This window comes from Actinacidiphila sp. bgisy160 (genome assembly GCF_965342435.1).
GTDB lineage: Bacteria > Actinomycetota > Actinomycetes > Streptomycetales > Streptomycetaceae > Actinacidiphila.
Genome location: NZ_CBDRCM010000001.1, coordinates 186,048 through 201,168 on the forward strand (window position 1 = coordinate 186,048; position 15,121 = coordinate 201,168).

Annotated in this window: 14 protein-coding genes and 1 pseudogene; 11 read left to right on the top strand and 4 right to left on the bottom strand. The window is 72.7% G+C overall.

Annotation, left to right across the window (positions count from 1 at the left end; genetic code table 11):
- Positions 1 to 60: 60 nt before the first annotated feature.
- Both ACRWNP_RS00895 and ACRWNP_RS00900 read left to right on the top strand, forming a co-directional pair.
- Complete coding sequence (locus ACRWNP_RS00895) at positions 61 to 1,452, top strand: PP2C family protein-serine/threonine phosphatase (RefSeq protein ID WP_431958900.1); 1,392 nt, start codon at positions 61 to 63, stop codon at positions 1,450 to 1,452.
- 46 nt (positions 1,453 to 1,498) lie between these two features.
- A complete protein-coding gene (locus ACRWNP_RS00900; RefSeq protein ID WP_431958901.1) occupies positions 1,499 to 2,986 on the top strand; it encodes an aminopeptidase P family protein in 1,488 nt (495 codons plus the stop codon).
- A gap of 63 nt (positions 2,987 to 3,049) precedes the next feature.
- Here ACRWNP_RS00900 and ACRWNP_RS00905 read toward each other — a convergent pair whose 3' ends face one another.
- Positions 3,050 to 3,496 (bottom strand): ATP-binding protein, encoded by a 447-nt coding sequence (locus tag ACRWNP_RS00905; RefSeq protein WP_018558220.1) that lies wholly within the window; start codon positions 3,494 to 3,496, stop codon positions 3,050 to 3,052.
- Positions 3,497 to 3,707: 211 nt separating this feature from the next.
- On the opposite strand from ACRWNP_RS00905, the gene ACRWNP_RS00910 reads away from it, so the two are divergent.
- The 9 genes from ACRWNP_RS00910 to ACRWNP_RS00950 all read left to right on the top strand — a co-directional run bounded on the left by ACRWNP_RS00910 (position 3,708) and on the right by ACRWNP_RS00950 (position 13,472).
- The gene (locus ACRWNP_RS00910; protein WP_431958902.1) at positions 3,708 to 4,433 is read left to right on the top strand and encodes a hypothetical protein; all 726 of its coding nucleotides are present in this window, start codon (positions 3,708 to 3,710) and stop codon (positions 4,431 to 4,433) included.
- Positions 4,434 to 4,529: 96 nt separating this feature from the next.
- Positions 4,530 to 5,291: a YcnI family copper-binding membrane protein gene (locus ACRWNP_RS00915; protein WP_431958903.1), complete on the top strand. Its 762-nt coding sequence runs from the start codon at positions 4,530 to 4,532 to the stop codon at positions 5,289 to 5,291.
- Between the two features lie 77 nt (positions 5,292 to 5,368).
- Positions 5,369 to 6,034: an SCO family protein gene (locus ACRWNP_RS00920; RefSeq protein ID WP_431958904.1), complete on the top strand. Its 666-nt coding sequence runs from the start codon at positions 5,369 to 5,371 to the stop codon at positions 6,032 to 6,034.
- Positions 6,031 to 6,480 carry a copper chaperone PCu(A)C gene (locus tag ACRWNP_RS00925; RefSeq protein ID WP_431958905.1) on the top strand — a complete coding sequence of 150 codons (450 nt, stop codon included), beginning with the start codon at positions 6,031 to 6,033 and terminating at the stop codon, positions 6,478 to 6,480. Before ACRWNP_RS00920 ends, ACRWNP_RS00925 begins: the two co-directional genes overlap by 4 nt.
- 10 nt (positions 6,481 to 6,490) lie before the next feature.
- A complete protein-coding gene (locus ACRWNP_RS00930) occupies positions 6,491 to 8,368 on the top strand; it encodes a copper resistance CopC/CopD family protein (protein ID WP_431958906.1) in 1,878 nt (625 codons plus the stop codon).
- Positions 8,365 to 9,600, top strand: a complete 1,236-nt coding sequence (gene efeB / locus ACRWNP_RS00935) for an iron uptake transporter deferrochelatase/peroxidase subunit (RefSeq protein WP_431958907.1) — start codon at positions 8,365 to 8,367, stop codon at positions 9,598 to 9,600. Before ACRWNP_RS00930 ends, efeB begins: the two co-directional genes overlap by 4 nt.
- A 270-nt stretch (positions 9,601 to 9,870) precedes the next feature.
- Entirely contained in the window at positions 9,871 to 10,800 is a 930-nt protein-coding gene (pheA, locus tag ACRWNP_RS00940; RefSeq protein WP_431958908.1) for a prephenate dehydratase, read from the top strand.
- A gap of 582 nt (positions 10,801 to 11,382) precedes the next feature.
- On the top strand, positions 11,383 to 12,660 hold the full coding sequence (serS, locus tag ACRWNP_RS00945; RefSeq protein ID WP_431958909.1) for a serine--tRNA ligase: 1,278 nt from the start codon (positions 11,383 to 11,385) through the stop codon (positions 12,658 to 12,660).
- The gene (locus ACRWNP_RS00950) at positions 12,657 to 13,472 is read left to right on the top strand and encodes a Cof-type HAD-IIB family hydrolase (protein ID WP_431958910.1); all 816 of its coding nucleotides are present in this window, start codon (positions 12,657 to 12,659) and stop codon (positions 13,470 to 13,472) included. Before serS ends, ACRWNP_RS00950 begins: the two co-directional genes overlap by 4 nt.
- Positions 13,473 to 13,562: 90 nt before the next feature.
- Here ACRWNP_RS00950 and ACRWNP_RS00955 read toward each other — a convergent pair.
- The 3 genes and pseudogenes from ACRWNP_RS00955 to ACRWNP_RS00965 all read right to left on the bottom strand — a co-directional run.
- Positions 13,563 to 13,895 (bottom strand): annotated as a pseudogene (locus ACRWNP_RS00955) (rhomboid-like protein); the annotation flags it as partial.
- Positions 13,896 to 14,180: 285 nt separating this feature from the next.
- Positions 14,181 to 14,786: a YceI family protein gene (locus ACRWNP_RS00960; protein WP_431958911.1), complete on the bottom strand. Its 606-nt coding sequence runs from the start codon at positions 14,784 to 14,786 to the stop codon at positions 14,181 to 14,183.
- 26 nt (positions 14,787 to 14,812) lie between these two features.
- Positions 14,813 to 15,070 (bottom strand): hypothetical protein, encoded by a 258-nt coding sequence (locus tag ACRWNP_RS00965; RefSeq protein WP_431958912.1) that lies wholly within the window; start codon positions 15,068 to 15,070, stop codon positions 14,813 to 14,815.
- Between the last annotated feature and the right edge of the window lie 51 nt (positions 15,071 to 15,121).

Sequence of the window (15,121 nt, forward strand, 5' to 3'; positions counted from 1 at the left end):
AATGCGCTGCTCTACGGAGCCGTCCCCGCGGCACGACAAAGATCGTGAAAGCCGGCGGCCATGAGTGCCGCGCGCCTACCGAAAGTGGCCGGAATCGACCCACCCATTCCGACACCGGCGCACACTTCCTCCCCCTCGGTCGAACAACAATCCCATCCTGGGGCCCCGGACGAACACCCCGGGACGCCGGATCCGGTCGGCCAACTCACCGCCGCCCAGGACAGACTGGCCTCCTGGATCTCCGACCTGACCACCCTGCACGAGCTCACCGAGCGGCTGGCCAGGACCGCGACCCTGCAGGACGCGCTGCGCGAACTGCTGCGCGCCGGCGGCGCCTTGGTCGGCGCCCGGCGCGGTCTGGCCGCCGTCTCCCCCGTCGACCGGCTCGGTCCGGCCACCGTCGTCGGCCTCGGTCTCGGCCCGGCCGAGCTCGGCGCGCTGGAAACCGTCCCCCTGCCCACGGCACCCGAGGCGGTGCCGGCCGAGGAGATCCACACCGACCTGTGCCGCGAGCCCGGGCTCGATCCGCGCCACCGCGAGATCGCCCTGCGGCTCGGCTTCGGCGCCAGCTACGCGCTGCGGCTGTCCGCGGACTCCACCGGCCGGCTGGGCTCGGCCCTGTGGTTCTTCGACGAGCCGGCCGAACCCGTCGAGCGCAGGCGCCACCTCATCGGTCTGTACTGCCGCTACGCCACCGAGCACCTCGCCCGGCTGCTCGAACTGGACCGCAGCCGCGCCACCGTCGCCGCGCTCCGCCAGGAACTGCTGCCGACCCGGCTGCCCCGGGTCCCCGGGGTCCGCCTGGCCGTGCGGCACCGCCCGGCCGCCGCGGGCGGGGGCGACTGGTACGACGCCCTCCCGCTGCCCGAGGGCGCGCTGGGGCTGTCGGTCGGCGGGGTGAGCGGCGGCGGCATGAGCGCGGTCGCCGCGATGGGGCGGCTGCGGGCCTCGCTGCGGGCGTACGCGGTGATGGAGGGCGAGGACCCGGTCGCGGTCCTCTCCGACCTGGAACTGCTGCTGCGGCTGACCGAGCCCGCCCGGTCGGCGACCGCGCTGTTCGCGTACGCCGAGCCGGCCTCCCGGAGGGTCGTGATCGCCGGGGCCGGGCACTGCCCGCCGCTGATCGTCGGCGGGCACCGGGTGGAGTACGTGGAGACCTCGTTGTCGGCGCCACTGGGCATGCTCAGCTGCTGGGAGGCGCCCAGCGTCGAGTTCCGGGCGCTGGCCGGGGAGACCGTGCTGCTCTACACCGACGGCCTGCTGCACCGCACCGGCGACCCCGTCGACCGTGCCTTCGCCCGCCTGCACGCGGCCGCGGCGTCCGCCCCGCGCACCGCCCGGGACGATCCCGCCCAGCTGGTGGAGCACGTCCTGCACACCATGCTCCCCGACGACCGTGAGGACACCCACCCGACCGAGGACGTCGTGCTGCTCGCCGCCCGCTTCGGCTGAGCGCCGACGGGGACCGCGGCCGGTCCTTGCCGCCCACCCACTTACGATGGGGTGGTCTACTGCGAGGAGGCATGACGTGGCCGAGGACCGCGCTCCGGAGACCCCGGAAGGCGACGAGCCCATCAAGCAGCGGAAGAACGGCCTGTACCCGGCCGTCTCCGACGAGCTCACCGAGGTGATGAAGTCCGGCTGGGCCGCCACCGAGCTTCGCGACCTGCAGCCGATCGAGCAGGCACCGTACGCCGCCAAGCGGCGCGCGGCGCTGTCCGCGCGATTCCCCGGCGAGCGGCTGGTGGTCCCGGCCGGCAACCTGCGCACCCGCGCCAACGACACGGACTACCCCTTCCGTGCCGCCAGCGAGTACGTGCACCTCACCGGCGACCAGACCCAGGACGCCGTCCTGGTCCTGGAGCCCAACGGTGAGGGATCTCACGACGCCACCGCCTACCTGCTCCCCCGCTCCTCCCGGGAGAACGGCGAGTTCTGGCTGGACGGCCAGGGCGAGCTGTGGACCGGCCGCCGGCACAGCCTGGCCGAGGGCGAGGTCCTGCTGGGCCTGCCGTGCGCCGACGTCCGCAAGGTCGCCGACGTGCTGCGCGAGGCCACCGGCCCGGTGCGGGTCGTCCGCGGCTACGACGCCGGCGTCGAGGCCGCGCTGACCGACAAGGTCACCGCCGAGCGCGACGCCGAGCTGAAGGAGTTCCTGTCCGAGCTGCGGCTGGTCAAGGACGAGTGGGAGATCGGCGAGCTGCAGAAGGCCTGCGACTCCACCACCCGCGGCTTCGAGGACGTCGTCCGGGTGCTGGACAAGGCCGAGGCGACCTCCGAGCGCTACATCGAGGGAACGTTCTTCCTGCGCGCCCGCGTCGAGGGCAACGACGTCGGCTACGGCTCCATCTGCGCGTCCGGCCCGCACGCCTGCACCTTGCACTGGGTCCGCAACGACGGCCCGGTCCGCTCCGGCGACCTGCTGCTGCTCGACGCCGGCGTGGAGACCCACAGCCTCTACACCGCCGACGTCACCCGCACGCTGCCGGTGAACGGCACGTACAGCGACATCCAGCGGAAGATCTACGACGCCGTGTACGAGGCCCAGGAGGCCGGCATCGCCGCCGTCCGCCCCGGCGCCGCGTACCGCGACTTCCACGACGCCGCCCAGCGGGTGCTCACCGAGAAACTCGTCGAGTGGGGCCTGGTGGAGGGCCCGGTCGAGCGCGTCCTCGAACTCGGCCTGCAGCGCCGCTGGACCCTCCACGGCACCGGCCACATGCTGGGTCTGGACGTCCACGACTGCGCCGCTGCCCGCACCGAGACCTACGTCAACGGCACGCTGGAGCCGGGCATGGTCCTCACCGTCGAGCCGGGCCTGTACTTCCAGGCCGACGACCTGACCGTGCCGGAGGAGTACCGGGGCATCGGCGTCCGCATCGAGGACGACATCCTCGTCACCGAGGACGGCAACCGGAACCTCAGCGACGGCCTGCCGCGCCGGTCCGACGAGGTCGAGCGCTGGATGGCCGCCCTCAACGGCTGACCCCCGCCACCCGGACGACGGCCGGGGCCGCACGGAGGTCCGTGCGGCCCCGGCCTGCGTACGTCAGGAGACCTTGAGCAGCGAGTCGTCCCGCCACTTGAGGATCTTGTCGAAGCTGACCACCGCCCCGTGCCCGGGACGGTTGTGGAAGTGGACGTGGTCCACGAGCGCCTCGATCAGGAAGAGCCCGCGGCCGTGCTCGGCGTGCTGGTCCTTCTTCGCCAGCGGGCGCACGGAGTGGTGCGTACGGCGCAGGTCCGGGGCGAAGCCCGGGCCGGAGTCCGCCACCTCGATGCGGCATCGGTCCCCCTCGATGCGGGCAGTCACCCGGTACTCGCCGTGGGCGGCGTGCTCAACGGCGTTGGCGCAGGCCTCGGTGAGAGCGACGGACAGGTCGTAGGAGATGTCGGGGTCCACCCCGGCCGTCTCCATCGTCCCCAGCAGGAGCCGGCGGGCGAGCGGAACGCTCGCAGCCTCGCGCCGCAAGTGGAGGGACCACCAGATGCTCATGCTCAGCCTCCTGGCTGCGGCTCGACATACCGATACGTATTGCCCCGAAACACGGTCGGTAAGCGTGGCGTTGACGTGATGCCAGCCATACGGCGGATGCCGTCGCTCCGTAGGCGGGTGTAGGACGCCTTCGGGCGCCATAGCACAGACCGGCGTGTTGCGGGACCCGCCGTTCGCAAGACGGGCTCGCGGTGAGATGATGACGCCCGTCATGTCCTCCCCCGTGCGCGCCGGCGCCGATCTGCGACTGCTGCGGGCCGCGGTGTTCACCGCGGTCTGCGTCGTGTTGTCCGCGGGCGCGCACATGCTGGCGTCGGGGCACGGGGTGCCCGGCTGGACGCTGGTGGCGGGCTGGTTCGTCGTCTTCGCGGTCGTCGCCCCGCTCGCCGGGCGGGAGCGCTCGATGCCCGCCATCGCGACCGGTCTGGCGGGCGGACAGCTCGTCCTGCACGTGCTCTTCAACGTGGGCGGGATCTGCTCGGGCGGCGGGATGGCCGCGATCGCCGGACGGCTGCTCTGCGACGAGCGGACGGCGGCGCTGACCTCCCACGCGCACACCGGGACCGGAACGGGTCACATGGCGGGTATGCCCGGGATGCCCGCCGCGGCCGCCGAGAGCACGATGCTCTCCTACAGCCTCCCCATGCTGCTCGGTCACGCGGTCGCCGCGGTGACCGCCGGCTGGCTGCTGCGCCGCGGCGAGGCCGCGCTGTGGCGGCTGGTCGCGCTGTCGGTCCGCGGGCTGGCCGAGCTGTCGGGCGGCGCCCTGCGCCACGCCGTGGCGCTCGTACGCCGGCTGCTGACCGGGAGCCCTGCCGCGCCCCGCGCCGTCCCCGGCGCGGGGCGCATCGACGGCTCCCACCGCGTGCCGCGCACCGTGCTGCTGCGGCACAGCCTGGCCCGGCGCGGGCCGCCGGCGTGCGCCCTCGCGGCCTGAACGCGACCTGCTCCACCGACGTATGGGGGCGGAGTCGCGCGCGCCGCACGCGTGCCACCCGTCACCTTTCCTCCGTCACCGTGGAGTCTCCGCATCATGAACACCGTCATGCGCCGCGCCACCGCCCTCGCCGCCGTCACCGGGGCGGCCGTGCTCGCTACCGCCGTCCCCGCCTTCGCGCACGTGAGCGTCCAGCCCGGCAACGCCGCCAAGGGCGGCTACAGCACGGTCGCGTTCAAGGTCCCCAACGAGGACGACAAGGCCTCGACGATCAAGGTGGAGGTGAACCTGCCGAGCGATCACCCGATCGCCTCCGTCTCCACCCAGCCGGTGCCGGGCTGGACGGTGCAGATCACCAAGGCCAAGCTCAAGACCCCGCTGAAGACCGGTCACGGCGACCTCACCGAGGCCGTCACGAAGATCACCTGGAGCGGCGGGACGATCAAGCCCGGCGAGTTCCAGCAGTTCCCGGTCTCCCTGGGCCCGCTGCCCGAGGACACCGGTCAGCTGGTCTTCAAGACCCTCCAGACGTACGACAACAAGGAGGTCGTGCGCTGGATCGAGGAGCAGCAGAAGGGTGAGGACGAGCCGGAGCACCCCGCGCCCGTGCTGGCCCTCTCCGACGCCGCGGACGACCACGGCCAGGACGCCTCCACCGCGGACGGCGAGAAGGACGACGCCAAGGCCGAGCCCGTCTCGTCGGCCGGCGACGCGGCCACCGAGAACGCCGCCTCCGCCGACGGCGGCGACACCACGGCCCGGGTGCTGGGCATCGTCGGCATCGTCGTGGGCGTGCTCGGCGCCGGCTTCGGCGTGCTGACCGGCCGTCGTCGCGGCGTGGGCACCCCGTCCGCCTGACGCACCATCGCCGGGGCGGCTGCCGCGCACGCGCCGCGGCCGCCCCGGCGCCGCAACGATTTCCTGGGGAACCCCTGATGCGTACCACCTTCAGGGCGGCGGCCTCGGCCGCCGCCATCGCCGCGCTCGCCCTGACCCTCGCCGCCTGCGGCGGCCCGGACGGCGGGGCGGACAGCTCCGGCCCCGAGCCGGCCGTCTCCATCGACGCAACTGCGAAGGCCGCGACCGTCCTCGACACGCCGTTCGAGAAGCCGGACATGATCCTCACGGACACCGGCGGCAAGACCTACGACTTCGTCGAGCGGACCAAGGGCCGGCCTACGCTGCTCTTCTTCGGCTACACCCACTGCCCGGACGTCTGCCCGACGACGATGAGCGACCTCGCCATCGCCAAGTCGAAGCTGCCCGCGGCCGAACAGGGCAAGCTCGTCGTGGTCTTCGTGACCACCGACCCCGAGCGCGACACCCCGAAGCGGCTCGGCGAGTGGCTGGGCGCGCAGGACAAGTCCTTCGTGGGCCTGACCGGTGACTTCGCCACCATCCAGGCGGGCGCGCGCTCGCTCGGCGTGGACGTGGAGAAGCCGGTGAAGGAGAAGGACGGCAGCATCACCGTGACGCACGGCGCCCAGGTCATCGCGTACTCGCCGAAGGACGACAAGGCGCACGCGCTGTACATGTCGGGCACGACGTCCGAGGAGTTCGCCGCAGACCTGCCGAAGATCATCGCAGGGCGGACGCCGTGACCCGCTCCCTGCGGCGGATCCCCGCGGCGGCGGCCCTGGTACTGCTCGGCGCCACGGCCTGCTCCGGGCCGGCTGACGCCTCCGAACTGAAGGTGAGCGGCGCCTACATCCCACAGCCGGCGCTGGCGGACATGGCGGCCGGTTACTTCACCGTCACCAACACCGGCGACCGGGACGCCCGGCTGACCTCCGTCACCAGCGACCTGTCCGGCGACATCACCCTGCACAGCACGGAGGACAACCGGATGCGCCGGGTGACCTCCTTCACGGTTCCCGCGGGCGGGCGGCTCACGCTCGCGCTCGGCGGCAACCACCTGATGCTGACGGACCTGGAGCACAAGCCCGTGGCCGGCGAGCGGGTCTCGCTGCGGCTGCACTTCGACGACGCCGACACCATCGACGTACGGGTCCCGGTCAAGCCCGCGGGCTACCACCCGCAGGACTGAGGAGAGCGCCATGAGGGTGATGACCAAGTCCGCGCTGCGCCTGCTGGCGGTACCGCTCGCCGTGCTCGGCCTGCTGCTCGGCACCGCCGCGCCGGCGTCCGCGCACGCCGCGCTGGTCGGCTCCGACCCGGCCCAGGGATCGGTCGTCAAGACCGCGCCGGCGCAGGTGCGGCTGAGCTTCTCCGAGGGTGTGCTGCTGTCGAAGGACGCCATCCGCGTCCTCGGCCCGGACGGCGAGCGTGCCGAGACCGGCGACGCGAACGACGGCGGCAGGGGGAACACGACCGCGGCCGTCGCCCTGCGCCCGGGGCTCGGCAACGGCACGTACACCGTCGTCTGGAAGGTCGTCTCCGCCGACAGCCACCCGGTGGCGGGCGCCTTCACCTTCTCCATCGGCGCGCCCTCCAAGACCTCCGTTTCGCTGCCCACCCAGGAGGTGGGCGGCGGCACCGTCGGCGCCCTGTACGACATCGCCCGCTACGCCGCCTACCTCGGCTTCGCGCTGCTGGCCGGCGCCGCGTTCTTCATCGGCGTGTGCTGGCCGGACGGCGCGCGGACGCGGTCGATGCGGCGGCTGGTGGCCATCGGCTGGGCCGCGATGGTCGCCGCGACGATACTGCTGCTGATGCTGCGCGCCCCCTACGCCAACGGGGGCGGCCTCGGGGACGCCTTCGACCTCGGCGGCGTACGGGATGTCCTGGACACCCGGCCCGGCGCGGCGCTGCTGTCCCGGCTGCTTCTGCTCGCCGCGGGGGCCGTGTTCATCGCCGTGCTCTTCGGCAGCTGGGCCAAGCGCGAGGACCCGGTCGAACGCCAGGACCTGGCCTGGGGTCTGGCGATCGGCGGCACGGTCGTGTCGGTGGGCCTGGCCGCGACGTGGGCCATGGCCGAGCACGCCTCGGTCGGCGTCCAGGCGTCGGTGGCGATGCCCGTCGACATCGTGCACCTGCTCGCCATGGCCGTCTGGCTCGGCGGTCTCACCGCGCTGCTGGTCGCCCTGTGGGGCGGGCGGCGCGTGGAACGGGCGACGGTGCAGCGCTTCTCGCGGATCGCCTTCGGGGCGGTGGTGACCCTGGTCGTCACCGGCGTCTACCAGTCCTGGCGCCAGCTCGGCTCCTGGGACGCGCTGGTCTCCACCGGCTACGGGCAGCTGTTGCTGGTCAAGATCGGCCTGGTCATCGTGCTGGTGGAGCTGGCGTGGCTGTCCCGCCGCTGGACCGCGCGGCTCGGTGACGCGGCCGTACGCCGCAAGGCCGCCGTCGCCCAGCCCGTCGCCGCGGGACGGAAGGGCGGGGGCGGCGAGGACGCGTCCGGGCGCGCCGAGCAACTGGCCCGGCAGGAGGCGGCGCTGGCCAAGGAGCGCGCCCGCAAGGAACGCGACGCCGACACCGAGCGCACGGGCCTGCGCAAGTCGGTGCTGGCCGAGGTGGCCGTCGCGGTCGTGGTGCTGGCCGTCACGACCCTGCTGACCGGCACCCAGCCGGGCCGGGCCGCCGAGGAGGGCGCCGCGCGGCAGGCGACGGCGCCGGTCGCCGAGGTACCCGAGCCGCTGGACGTGAGGATCCCGTTCGACACCGGCGGTGCCGACGGCAAGGGCGAGGCGGAGGTGACCCTGGACCCGGGTGGCGTGGCCGAGAACGAGCTCCACCTGCTGGTCACCGCCCCCGACGGCCGGGCCTTCGACGTCCCCGAGGTGCAGGTCTCCTTCACCCTGAAGTCCAAGAAGATCGGCCCCATCCCGGTGACGCTGGGGAAGATCGACACCGGTCACTGGAGTGCCGAGAACGTCCAGATCCCGGTTCCCGGGGAGTGGACGGTCGCCGTGACCGTCCGGACCTCGGACATCGACCAGGTCACCCGTACCAAGGTAGTGAAGATCGACTCATGAACGACCGCCCTCACGACCTCTCGCGGCGCCGTCTGCTCGGCACCGCGGGCGCGGCCGGCGCCGCGGGACTGCTCGTGGGCGGCGCCTCGGGCGCCGTCACCGCGCACGCGACGCGCGACGAGGCCACCGCACTGACCGCGGTCGGCGCCACGGCCGTCCCCTTCCACGGCGCCCACCAGGCCGGAATCACCACTCCGCTGCAGGCCCGCGGCCACCTCGTCGCCTTCGACCTGGCCGCGGGGGCCGGCCGCAAGGGCGCGGCGGCGCTGCTGCGCCGCTGGTCGGCGGCGGCCGAGGCGATGACCGAGGGCCGGGCGCCCTCCGGCGACAACCAGATCGCCCTGGACGCCGGGCCGTCCTCGCTCACGGTCACCTTCGGCTTCGGTCGCAGCTTCTTCGCCAGGACGGAGCTGACCGGGCGGATGCCGCAGGCGCTCGCCCCGCTGCCGGACTTCGCCTCCGACGCTCTCGACCGTCGGCGCAGCGACGGCGACCTGTGGATCCAGATCGGCTCCGACGACGCCCTGGTCGCCTTCCACGCGCTGCGCGTGCTGCAGAAGGAGGCCGCGGGCACCGCCTCCCTGCGCTGGCAGATGAACGGCTTCAACCGCACCCCGGGCACGACCGCGCAGCCGCGCACCGCCCGCAACCTGATGGGCCAGGTCGACGGCTCCAACAACCCCCGGCCGTCCGACCCCGACTTCGACGCGCGCGTCTTCGTGCCCGCCTCCGGCTCCCCGCAGTGGATGGCGGGCGGCTCCTACGCCGTCGTCCGACGCATCCGCATGCTGCTGGACACCTGGGACAACCTCCCCCTGGAGCGCCAGGAGAAGGTGATCGGGCGCCGCAAGGCCGACGGCGCCCCGCTGTCCGGCGGCACCGAGGCCAGCAAGCCCGACCTGGACAAGGTGGGCCCGGACGGCCGTGCCTTCGCGATCGCCGCCGACGCGCACGTACGCGTCGCCGCCCCGGCCTCCAACGGCGGCGCGGCGATGCTGCGGCGCGGGTACTCGTACCACGACGGTTACCGCGAGGACGGCGCGCCGGACGCGGGGCTGCTCTTCGTGGCCTGGCAGGCCGACCCGCTGAAGGGGTTCGTGCCGGTGCAGCGCAAGCTGGACCGGGGCGACGGCCTGTCGCGCTTCCTGCGGCACGAGGCCAGCGGGCTCTTCGCCGTGCCGGGCGGCGCGGCACCGGGCGAATACGTCGGCCAGCGGCTGCTGGAGTCCTGAGGAGGGGCGCCGCGTCAGGGCCCGGGCCGTGTCGTCGACGTGGCTGCCCCGGCCACCGCTGGGAGGTGCCCCGGGTGCGGTGCGCAGCAGGGCGGAGCGTGGTCCTCGTCGTGGGCGGCCCGGACGATCCGGCAACTCTCCCGGCCGAAGGGCGGGCAAGTGCGTGCCCGGGGGCACCTCCCGGCGCCGGCCGGGAACAACGCCGCGGGGTGGGGGCCCCTTGCGGACAGCCGCGGGAGGGACTGCGGCGCCAGGGCCTAGGCTGACGGCATGTCGCCGGCGAGCCGTTACACCTATCTCGGCCCTGAGGGCACCTTCACCGAGGCCGCGCTCCGGACGCTTCCGGAGGCCGCCACGCGCGAGCTGGTGCCGATGGTCTCGGTGCAGGCCGCGCTCGACGCGGTGCGCAGCGGTGAGGCCGCGGCCGCCCTCGTGCCCATCGAGAACTCGATGGAGGGCGGCATCACCGCGACCCTGGACGAGCTGGCGGCGGGCCCCCCGCTGATGATCTACCGCGAGGTGCTGCTGCGCATCGCGTTCGCGCTGCTGGTGCGCCCGGGCACGGGGCTCGGTGACGTCAAGACGGTGACCGGTCACCCGGCGGCGCAGGTGCAGGTCCGCAAGTGGCTGTCGGCGCACCTGCCGCACGCCGCGTGGGAGTCGGCGGCCTCCAACGCCGACGGCGCCCGGCTGGTGGCGGAGGGCCGGTACGACGCGGCGTTCGCGGGCGAGTTCGCGGCGCCGACGTACGGTCTGGAGCCGCTGGCCACGCAGATCCACGACGCGGCGAACGCCGAGACCCGCTTCGTCCTGGTCGGACGTCCGGCCCGGCCGGTCGCGCCGACCGGGGCCGACAAGACCTCGGCGGTGTTCTGGCTGGGCGACGACCACCCCGGCGCGCTGCTGGAGCTGCTGCAGGAGTACGCGGTGCGCGGGGTGAACCTGATCCGCATCGAGTCGCGGCCGACCGGCGAGGGGATCGGCCGGTACTGCTTCTCGGTGGACTGTGAGGGGCACATCACCGAGCGCCGGGTCGGCGAGGCGCTGATGGGCCTGAAGCGGATCTGCCCGCAGGTGCGCTTCCTCGGCTCGTACCCGCGGGCGGACGAGGTTCCGCCGCAGCAGCGCAAGGGGACCACGGACGAGGAGTTCACGGCCGCGGCGGACTGGCTGGGACGCGCCCTGGACGGGCGGGTCTGAGGCGTGCGCGCACCGCTTCCCGGGCTTTCGGCGAACAAGCGGTGACGCCTTCGGTTGTCCACCGCGTTATCCACAGGCCCCTGCCATGGGCTGGGGATAAGTCGACAGAACAAGTCGCCCAAGGAACCGCCAGATCGACAAATCGGCACACTCACGCCAAGCGACCCCACAAGCCCACAGGTCATCATGCGTCATCTCAATACCTTCGAACAACTCGATAGAGGGAAGAGTTCTCACTCGAAAGTGAGCGTTAGGAGGGTTTGGACGGGGAATCCATGCCCCCGCACCCACCCACGGAATGATCAAGTCCATCTTCCACAGCCCATCCACACCGTCTGTGGACAAGCGAGTGGGAAACCCCTCCCCCTGTGGATAACTCTGCGGGCCGGACCTGCCCCAACTACCGTTGTCCACAGACCACATACCCTCCCCGGAGGGACGCGAAGAATTCGGTTGACGGTAACCGACCCGCCATTATCGGTCGCACGGCAATTCCCGCACCCTCCTTTCGAAGCGGACATAACGTCCCATAAAGCACTTAAGTTGTCGCGTCGGCACCCGGCACACCGGTAGCCTGTTCCCGTGATTGACCTTCGCCTGCTTCGTGAGGACCCCGACCGTGTGCGCGCCTCCCAGCGCGCCCGTGGAGAGGACGTCGCGCTCGTCGACGCCCTGCTCTCCGCCGACGAGCGGCGCAGGTCGTCCAGTACCCGCTTCGACGAGCTGCGCGCGGAGCAGAAGTCGCTGGGCAAGCTGGTCGGCAAGGCCCAGGGCGAGGAGCGCGCGGCACTGCTGAAGCGGGCCGAGCAGCTCAAGGCCGCCGTCAAGGCCGCCGACGCCGAGCAGCACGAGGCCGCCGAGGAGGCGCAGCGGCTGCTGCTGCAGCTCGGCAACATCGTCCACCCGGACGCCCCCATCGGCGGCGAGGAGGACTTCGTCGTCAAGGAGGTCATCGGCAACCCGCGCGACTTCGCCGCCGAGGGCTTCGAGCCCAAGGACCACATCGACCTCGGCGAGCTGCTCGGCGCCATCGACGTCGACCGCGGCGCCAAGGTCTCCGGCTCGCGCTTCTACTACCTGACCGGCGTCGGCGCCCTGCTGGAGCTGGCCCTGGTCAACGCGGCCATCGCGCAGGCCACCGCGGCCGGCTTCACCCCGATGCTGACCCCGACGCTGGTCAAGCCGGAGGCCATGGCCGGCACCGGCTACCTCGGCCAGGTCGAGGACGACGTGTACTACCTGGAGAAGGACGGCCTGTACCTGGTCGGCACCTCCGAGGTCCCGCTCGCCGCGTACCACATGGACGAGATCATCGAGGCGTCCAGGCTGCCGCTGCGCTACGCGGGCTTCTCGCCCTGCTACCGGCGCGAGGCGGGTTCGTACGGCAAGGACACCCGCGGCATCATCCGCGTCCACCAGTTCGACAAGGTGGAGATGTTCGTCTTCACCCGCCCCGAGGACGCCGAGGCCGAGCACGCGCGGCTGGTCGAGTGGGAGAAGCAGTGGCTGACCTCGCTCGAGCTGCCGTTCCGGGTGATCGAGCTGGCCTCGGGCGACCTTGGCTCCTCGGCGGCGCGCAAGTTCGACTGCGAGGCGTGGATCCCCACCCAGGGCAAGTACCGCGAGCTGACCTCGACCTCGAACACCACCGAGTTCCAGGCCCGCCGCCTGTCGGTACGGCTGCGGGACGAGAACGGCACCCGCCCGCTGGCCACGCTCAACGGCACGCTGTGCGCCATCCCGCGCACCATCGTCGCCATCCTGGAGAACCACCAGCAGGCCGACGGCTCGGTCCGCGTCCCCGAGGCGCTGCGCCCGTACCTGGGCGGCCGTGAAGTCCTGGAGCCGGTCGCCAAGTGACCGCTCCGCTTCCCTACCGTCTGATCGCGACGGATCTCGACGGCACGCTGCTCGGCCCCGACCACACCGTCTCCGAACGGTCCCGCAAGGCGCTCGTCGCGGCCGCCGCAGCGGGCGCCGACCACATCGTCGTCACCGGACGCCCGGTGGCCCGTACGGTGCACGTCCTGGACGACCTCGGCTACGAGGGCCTGGCCGTCTGCATGCAGGGCGCGCAGGTCTACCACGCGGGCGAGCGGCGGCTGCTCACCTCGTTCACGCTGGACCGGCAGACCGCCAGGGCGGCGCTGGCCAAGATCGAGGCGGAGACCGGCCGGCTGGCTGTGGCGGCGGCGCTCGACGGCATGGACGGCGACATCGTGCTCGGCCCCGGCTACCGGTTGTTCGACTCCGAGCTGCCGGTGGGCGGCGAGGTGGACGACGTGGAGGGGCTGTGGGCGTCGCCCATCAGCAAGCTCTACATCCAGCACCCGCGACTGGGGGACGACGAGCTCGCCCATGCGGCGACCGTGGCCGCCGGCGGCCTGGTCAGCGCCGTGATGTCGGGTACGGGCATCGTGGAGCTGCTGCCGCTGGGTCTGTCGAAGGCCCGGGGGCTGTCGCTGGCCGCCCGCCGGCTGGGGGCGACGGCAGCCGGGACCATCGCCTTCGGTGACATGCCCAACGACCTGCCGATGTTCGAGTGGGCGGGCCACGGCGTCGCGATGGGCAACGCCCACCCGCTGCTGAAGGCGGCCGCCGACGAGGTCACGGCCTCCAACGGTGAGGACGGGATCGCCCTGGTCCTGGAGCGGCTTTTCTCCGGGGCGTGAGCCCGCGGCACGCGAGGCCGATGAGGAGGAGGGCGATGACGTGCCCGAGGTCGGTGCAGGTGCGGCCCGGCGCCACCAGGGATACGCGAAGAAGCCGGTGGCGGCGAGCAGGTAGGGCAGCCGCCGGGCCGGTCGTCGCACGCGGTGGGTGAGCACGCCGATGACCCCGGCCGGCCCGTAGCCGACGCCGATGTCGACGGTGTGGGCGAGCGAGGCCGGCAGCCGGTCGGCTCGGATGCCGAACATCACGGCCTGCCGGCTGAGGACGCTCGCCCCGACGTGGGCCGGGGCGGCGACGCGGAGCCGGCGCCGGGTGCCCAGCCGGCGCTCGGCGGGGGCGGGCACGGCCTGGAAGCAGGGCGCGCACAGCCCGAAGGCCGCAGGGGACTCGGTCCACAGCGCGCCGGCCGGCAGCGCCCGCACCGGCTGGAGTCCAGCTCCGCCAGGTGGGTGCTGTTGTGGTGCGGCCGGAAGGACCGCGGGTCCGGCCGGGCGGCCGCCATGATGCCGCTGGTCACGGCGAGGACCAGCGGCCAGATGTACGTCCCGGGGGCGTCGCGCGCCCGGGTCCGCACCTCGGGGACGACGACCCGGGCCGCCGCTCCGCGCAGTGCGGTGCGGCGGCGCCCGGTGCCGGCGATGGTGCCGGCCGTCTCGTCCGCTGCCCTCCCCTCCATCGTCTGGCAGGGGACGGCGGCTTCAGCGGGTTCAGGCCGCCTTGAGCGCGGAGATGTCGAAGGTCAGCTTGACCTTGTCGCTGATCAGGACGCCGCCGCCCTCGAGGGCCGCGTTGTAGGTCAGGCCCCAGTCGCCGCGGTTGACGGTCGTGGAACCCTCGAAACCGACGCGGAGGTTGCCGTAGGGGTCGGTGGCGGAGCCGTTGTAGGTGAAGTCGATGGAGACCGGCTTGGTGGTGTCCTTGATCGTGAGGTCACCGTGCATGCGGTAGGTCTCGTCGTCGATCTGCTCGGCGGAGGTGCTCCGGAAGGTGATCTCCGGGTAGGTGGCGGCGTCGAAGAAGTCGCCGGTGCGCAGGTGCTCGTCGCGCTGGGCCTGGTTGGTGTCGACGCTGACGACCTTGATGGTGACCTCGGCGGAGGAGTTGGCCGGCTTGCTGCCGTCCAGATACAGCTTGCCCTCGTACTCGGCGAACTGGCCGCGCACGGTGGTGACCATCGCGTGGCGCACGGCGAAGCCGACCTCGCTGTGGGTCGGGTCGATCGTGTACTCGCCGGTCAGGTGCGCCAGGTCGGCGGTCGGCGCGGCGGAGACGGCGGTCGCGGTGGCATCGCTCTTACGGTTGAAGAGGCCCATGATGAACTCCTTGGGGACGTGTTGGTTTACGATTCAACCTCCTTCACGGTAGCGACATTCCCTTGAATTTTCAAGGAGTCCTGTGACGTGGCCCACTTTCGAAGAACGGGAATGAAGCGCCCGCGGTCCCGGGTGCGGGACCACAGGCGGCGGAACCCGGCGGTGGCACGCGCGGCGAGCGCGTCGACATGGTGGGCCAGCTCCGGGCTGAACAGCGCGACGAGCAGGCCGAGGGCGGCCAGGAACAAGCCCACGGCGAAGAGCAGCGGAGTCTCGGACATCACGCCGCAAATCTGACAATCCGATTGTAGACGTCAGGGGAGCAGGGCCGCCCG

Coding starts and splice junctions, on each gene's coding strand:
- ACRWNP_RS00900 (WP_431958901.1), top strand. CDS start 1,499: ATGGGGTGGTCTACTGCGAGGAGGCATGACGTGGCCGAGGACCGCGCT.
- ACRWNP_RS00910 (WP_431958902.1), top strand. CDS start 3,708: ATGTCCTCCCCCGTGCGCGCCGGCGCCGATCTGCGACTGCTGCGGGCC.
- ACRWNP_RS00930 (WP_431958906.1), top strand. CDS start 6,491: ATGAGGGTGATGACCAAGTCCGCGCTGCGCCTGCTGGCGGTACCGCTC.
- ACRWNP_RS00905 (WP_018558220.1), bottom strand. CDS start 3,496: ATGAGCATCTGGTGGTCCCTCCACTTGCGGCGCGAGGCTGCGAGCGTT.
- ACRWNP_RS00895 (WP_431958900.1), top strand. CDS start 61: ATGAGTGCCGCGCGCCTACCGAAAGTGGCCGGAATCGACCCACCCATT.
- ACRWNP_RS00960 (WP_431958911.1), bottom strand. CDS start 14,786: ATGGGCCTCTTCAACCGTAAGAGCGATGCCACCGCGACCGCCGTCTCC.
- efeB (WP_431958907.1), top strand. CDS start 8,365: ATGAACGACCGCCCTCACGACCTCTCGCGGCGCCGTCTGCTCGGCACC.
- pheA (WP_431958908.1), top strand. CDS start 9,871: ATGTCGCCGGCGAGCCGTTACACCTATCTCGGCCCTGAGGGCACCTTC.
- ACRWNP_RS00920 (WP_431958904.1), top strand. CDS start 5,369: ATGCGTACCACCTTCAGGGCGGCGGCCTCGGCCGCCGCCATCGCCGCG.
- ACRWNP_RS00915 (WP_431958903.1), top strand. CDS start 4,530: ATGAACACCGTCATGCGCCGCGCCACCGCCCTCGCCGCCGTCACCGGG.